Below are 6,480 nucleotides of genomic sequence, written 5' to 3'. Positions count from 1 at the left end.
GATTTTTATCGCCCTAAATATCAAAAAAGAAAGGACGAAATTTGTCCTTTCTAGATTTTAGCTTTTCTTCAACCCACTACAGTTGACAAAGAGCCCATTTTTTAGACAGGAAATTTCATCTTTTTATTAACAAATAAAAGGACATTATTCTATCCAATAATAGAACAATATCCTTTCAACTAGATGCTCATTAGTCAAAATATTCTAAGGTTTTATTTGCTTAAGAGTTTTAATATCATAGGTTACTAAATCCCCATTCTTATTATAAAACTGAACTCCTTCTGATGAAAAAATAAGATATTTAGAATCAATTTGAGCAATTTGTGCTATTTGATTTATATGATTTTTTAAAGTATCCTTATCTAATCCATAATCTGGTATATCATCATAATCATCTTCTTTATTTTCTGCATGTGATTTTTCTTCTTCACCAACTTTTTCGACTGAAGGATTGCTGCTAGTCGCATCTGCCTCATTTTGAGATTTATTATCCTTTGGTTGTTCATCAACTTTGTTTGAATCCGTTGCATCTTTCTTTGTTTCCGATTTCTTATCTGAAGAAACTAGATGTGAATTAGAAGAATCATTTGTTGTTTCTTTTTCTTCATTTCTTTTAGCTATCAACTCTTGAGCTTGTTTCCACTCTTTATCTGATAAATCAGACTGATTGATACTTCTCAATGAATCACCACTAGCTTTTGGAATACTGAAAGATTTATCTGCCCAAATATAGGTTCCCTTTGCCAATACATCCTGAGGATCAAAAATATATCCATCAGGAGTTGCAAACTTGCCTTCTTTAAGTGCTTTCTGAACTTCTTCCGCAGAATGGATAATTTGCCAGTTCTTCATTCCAGGACGTTTTTCAAGAGGAGTTACATTAGCAATAACAGATCCAGCATCATCATGACCTGGTTTTGACCAAACTTCAGGACGCACATCAGGATGTTGCATTACATATTTTATAGTTGCTATTTGCTCACTATTTAACCAAGAATAAGGTACGACGTGAATGTGATCGATATGCGGAATAATGAAGGAAGTTCCAGTATCATACGTAGTATTGGCTGCATGCATAGGCAAGCTAGATACATCAACAGCTAATCTTGGTTTAATTTCTGTTTCTACAATATCATAACGATAATTATCTTTATCTTTAAGCATTAGTTCCTGCTCAGAAAAAGCTATTTGAGTAAGATCGAGTTCTTCACGTGAATAAAAATAATCTTTTCCACCTTCATTAATTATATAACCAACTTTACTATTTCTAGAAACTTTACTAGTTACTTTTTTATAATCAAACTTTGGTCTTTCCTTCTCATCTGAGTGAACTGAAGAAACGATGTCATCGGGATTTTTACCAGTTTCTTGAATCCATTTAGCAACTTCATCCAATTCGAATTGTTCTAATTCACCATATCCCATATAATGGAAATGATCACCGTGTTTGGCAATAACACCTGATTTATCAACAGAATCGATGGAATCTTTGGTAAATATGTATCCATCACTCGTATCATAAGGTTTACCATCTAAACCTTTTCCATAAGCTTTGATTGGTTGTCCTAAGAACTTATGAACTACTTCTTTTGATACTAAAGGTTTAATATCTGTACCAATTTGATTTAATCCATTTTGCCCTTTTAACGGAATAATTCTAGCAATCTTCTGCTCTAAATCAGACATTTGGGAGTAAGGGATAAAGTGATAATGATCTCCGTGAGGCACTGCGACACCGTTTGCAGTACGTTTGATAATTTGTGCCGGATCAAAGACTAATCCATCAGATTCCACATGGCGTTCTGATAAAGGTTTGGCATACAATTCACTTAAAAGTGTTGGGATATCTTCCCCTTGATTTTGATGATATGTTGGGGTGACAGTCAGGTTTGGAGTCTCTGTCAAACTTGGTTGGGCTGGTTTTGCAGTATTGATGTTTGGTTTACTTGAGCTTGTAGAAGAATGTGAGCCCTGTTTACCATTCCAATAAGCTTGGGCTGCAGCCAATTCTCCTGCTGACAAATCACTCTTCGGAATATAGTGGAAATGATTGCCGTGCGGTACAACAAAAGCGTCACCTGTATCTTCAATCACATCTGTCGGACTAAAGACATACCCATCATCCGTTGTATAGGCGCCTCCAGTTGCTCTATTCGGTGTCGGCTTATTGAGATTAAAGTTTGGTTTAATGGTTGAACTTGGTGTTGAACTTGGTTTATCGGTACTGCTTGGTTTCGTATTGTCAGATTGACTTTGAACTGGCTGACCTCCAATTGGTAGATTTCGAGCCAATTTTTCTTCCAAAGCAGACATTTGCGAATAAGGAATGAAATGGAAATGATCCCCGTGAGGAACTGCCACACCATTGGCAGTACGTTTTGTAATCTGTGCTGGGTCAAATACTAATCCATCAGACTCCACATGACGTTGGCTAAGTGGCAAAGCGTATAATTCTTGAAGGAGACTAGCTAAATCCTCACTTTGACTTTCAGGAGCTGTTGCAGGATTTTGAGGAGTCTCAGATTGACTCGTTCTCACACTAGATCTTGTTTCAGCTCTACTAGAACGATATTCAACCGTACTTAATTGACCGCCTTTTCCCGATAAGAAGGCTTGGGCGGCAGCTAATTCACTGGCAGACAAATCACTCTTCGGAATATAGTGGAAGTGATTGCCGTGAGGTACAATATAAGCATCACCCGTATCTTCTATGATATCAGATGCATTAAAGATATACCCATCATCCGTTGTGTAGCGTCCTTGAGCTCTGGCTGCAACTACTGCCTGATCGTTAGAACCGCCACCGTGATTACTACTATGTTCCTGCTTCTGACGTTTAATCTCTTCTTTTGTACGAATATTGTCCGCATGAGCTGCATCTTTAAGGTAAACATAGTATTTCCCGTCTACCTTGATGACATAGCCACCCTTGATTTCATTGACAATGTCTGAATTCTTCAACTGATAATTCGGATCTTTCATCAGCAGTTCTTCACTGATGATAGCGTCATAAGGAACCTTGCCATTATAGTAATGATAATGGTCTCCATGAGAGGTCACATAACCTTGATCCGTAATCTTGATGACGATTTGTTCGGCGTTGATTCCCTCTCTCTTACTAACTTCATCTGGTGTCAAGTTCTCTGCCTTTTGACCAGTCTGATCACCATCTATATAAGCTACTCGATTAGACTCTTTCTTAACTTGACCAGCTTGGTAACGACCAAGTTCATAGGAACAAACACTTAGGGCAAGAACTGCCACCGAACCCGCCACATATTTTTTATTGATTTTCATTCTTTCCTCTTTTCTTAACTCTATTTGATTCACTATAAAACAATAAACCAGTTAATTAACTAGTTAATATTTTACTCCTTTTAGTACTGCTTGTCAAGAATTTTTCGTATATACATAATAAAAATGAAAGCCTCTTTATCGAGACTCCCATTTTTCATTAGTTTGTTTTTTCCTTATTTACAGGTGAAGGATTACTACCCTTTAACAACGCAAGTAATTTTTCTGCTTCTGCCATGATACCATTATTATCCATGGTTTGGAGACTCAAATTATTTCGTAAACCAGCTAGGGTTTCTGTCGCATTGCCTTTCAGACTAGCATCCGTTACTTTAGCAAGTAAAGCTTCTGCTTCTTTGAGCTTGGCTTCTACTTTTTCAGTCTCTACTTGAGGGACTTCTGGCTCAGCAGGTGTTTCCTCTACTGGTTCTTCATCCGCTTTGAAGTTCTTTTTGGGATCTTCACTGTGGTCTTTCTTACCTAAGACATGCTCGCTGGCATTGCCCCATCCATCATTAGAATGTGGACGTTCGTCAGGATGTTCAACATAATACTTAATCGTTGCAAATAAATCTTCCAACGTATAACCATTTGGAGCTTTGTATGAGTGATCATCAAACCAAGCAAATTTAATGTTATGGTAATGATCCTTATGAGGAATGATTAAATTACCATTTTTAACTTCTACTGTATGCTCAACCATGTATGGAAGTCGAACGAGTGGAATTCGTTTTTCCCCTTTCACACGATTGTAAATAGCCGCTGCACTATCTCCAGTTGGATTTGCTTGAGCATCTGCGTCTGCTGACGGAGGTAGAATTCCTTTTTCTTTAGTATAAGATTGAGCTGCAGCTTTTTCCTTATCAGAAAGGCTGTCTTTTCCAATCCAGTGACTATGTCCCATATGAGGCGTTACATAGGCATCTCCTTCATCACTGATAATATCATGTTCGTCAAAAATGTAACCATCTGAAGTTGTATACTTATCAGCTAATTGAGCAATGCGGACTTCATTTTCGGTATACTCAATCTGAGAATTTGGTTTGCCAAGTCGCTCTGGATGAGTAATTGGTGCTAGGAATGCCAATAAATCATCTACCAATTTTCCTTTATTAGAAGATTCATCATTCAAGCGTTCTGCTAATTTGTTTAAGGCTTGGAAATCAGAAGTACGCCCCTTATTTTCAGACAAGGCTTTATGAGCTTCGGTCAATAAATTATATGCTTTATCATAAAATTCTTGGTCACGAGGAGCGACATTTTCTTTCTTCGCAACTAGGGCATGCGTCTCTTGAGTTTTCTTTGACAAGAGATTTTCAATAGCGTCAATCTTATCCTTGGCTAAGTCTTTAGCTAGAACATAACGACTAGCGCCCTTATCCTCGAAAATATAACCATCACCAACTTTTCTAACAACCTGGTTGACATCAAGTTCAGTCGGTTTATTTTCCACTGGTGCTTGAGGTTTGGTAGTAGGAGCCGGCTTCAGAGGAGTAACACTTGGCAAGACACTGCCATTTTGTCCCTTAACAGCTATCATACGAGCCAATTTTTCTTCCAGCGGTGACATTTGGGAATAAGGGATAAAGTGATAATGGTCTCCGTGAGGAACTGCGACACCGTTAGCTGTACGTTTGATGATTTGTGCCGGATCAAAGACTAGACCATCCGATTCAACATGGCGTTCTGATAAAGGTTTGGCATACAATTCACTTAAAAGTGTTGGGATATCTTCCCCTTGATTTTGATGATATGTTGGGGTGACAGTCAGGTTTGGAGTCTCTGTCAAACTTGGTTGGGTTGGTTTAGCATTATCACTACTTGGTTTACTTGAACTTGTAGCAGAATGTGAGCCCTGTTTACCATTCCAATAAGCTTGGGCAGCAGCCAATTCTCCTGCAGACAAATCACTCTTCGGAATATAGTGGAAATGATTGCCGTGCGGTACAATAAATGCGTCTCCTGTATCTTCAATCACATCTGTCGGACTAAAGACATACCCATCATCCGTTGTATAAGCGCCTCCAGTTCCTCGATTTGGTGCCTGCGTATTGAGATTAAAGTTTGGTTTAATGGTTGAACTTGGTGTTGAACTTGGTTTATCGGTACTGCTTGGTTTCGTATTGTCAGATTGACTTTGAACTGGCTGACCTCCAATTGGTAGATTTCGAGCCAATTTTTCTTCCAAAGCAGACATTTGCGAATAAGGAATGAAATGGAAATGATCCCCGTGAGGAACTGCCACACCATTGGCAGTACGTTTTGTAATCTGTGCTGGGTCAAATACTAATCCATCAGACTCCACATGACGTTGGCTAAGTGGCAAGGCATACAATTCTTGAAGAAGACTAGCTAAATCCTCATTTGGGCTCTCCGGAGCTGTAGCAGGATTTTGAGGAGTTTCAGATTGACTCGTTCTTAGAGTAGATCTTGTTTCTCCCCTGCTTGAACGGTATTCAACGGTACTTAATTGACTACCTTTTCCAGATAAGAAGGCTTGGGCAGCAGCTAATTCACTGGCAGACAAATCACTCTTCGGAATATAGTGGAAGTGATTGCCATGAGGAACAATATAAGCATCACCCGTGTCCTCAATGATATCCGAGGCATTAAAGATATACCCATCATCCGTTGTATAACGGCCTTGAGCTCTGGCTGCAACTACTGCCTGATCGTTAGAACCACCCCCGTGATTACTACTATGTTCCTGTTTCTGACGTTTAATCTCTTCTTTTGTACGAATATTGTCCGCATGGGTGGCATCCTTGAGGTAAACATAGTATTTACCGTCTACCTTAATTACATAACCACCCTTGATTTCATTGACAATGTCTGAATCCTTCAACTGATAATTCGGATCTTTCATCAGCAGTTCTTCACTGATGATAGCGTCATAAGGAACCTTGCCATTATAGTAATGATAATGATCTCCATGAGAAGTCACATAACCTTGATCAGTAATCTTGATAACAATTTGTTCTGCGTTGATTCCCTCTCTCTTACTGACTTCATCTGGTGTCAAATTTTCTGCCTTTTGACCAGCCTGATCACCATCTATATAAGCTACTCGATTAGAATCTTTCTTAACTTGACTAGCTTGGTAACGACCAAGTTCATAGGAACAAACGCTTATGGCAAGGACTGCCACCGAACCTACTAGATATTTTTTATTAATTTTCATTCTTT

At 38.6% G+C, this 6,480-nt stretch carries 2 protein-coding genes; both read right to left on the bottom strand.

Annotated elements, in window-relative coordinates; all coding sequences use genetic code 11:
* Window positions 1–204: 204 nt before the first annotated feature.
* The gene (locus B7700_RS03760; protein WP_084887250.1) at window positions 205–3,297 is read right to left on the bottom strand and encodes a pneumococcal-type histidine triad protein; all 3,093 of its coding nucleotides are present in this window, start codon (window positions 3,295–3,297) and stop codon (window positions 205–207) included.
* A 157-nt stretch (window positions 3,298–3,454) separates the two neighbouring features.
* On the bottom strand, window positions 3,455–6,475 hold the full coding sequence (locus B7700_RS03755; protein ID WP_084887248.1) for a pneumococcal-type histidine triad protein: 3,021 nt from the start codon (window positions 6,473–6,475) through the stop codon (window positions 3,455–3,457).
* Between the last annotated feature and the right edge of the window lie 5 nt (window positions 6,476–6,480).

It is taken from the genome of Streptococcus mitis (genome assembly GCF_002096755.1).
Lineage (GTDB): Bacteria > Bacillota > Bacilli > Lactobacillales > Streptococcaceae > Streptococcus > Streptococcus mitis_AC.
The sequence above is the reverse complement of the archived record's forward strand: the minus strand, read 5'-3'. Positions and strand labels throughout refer to the sequence as shown.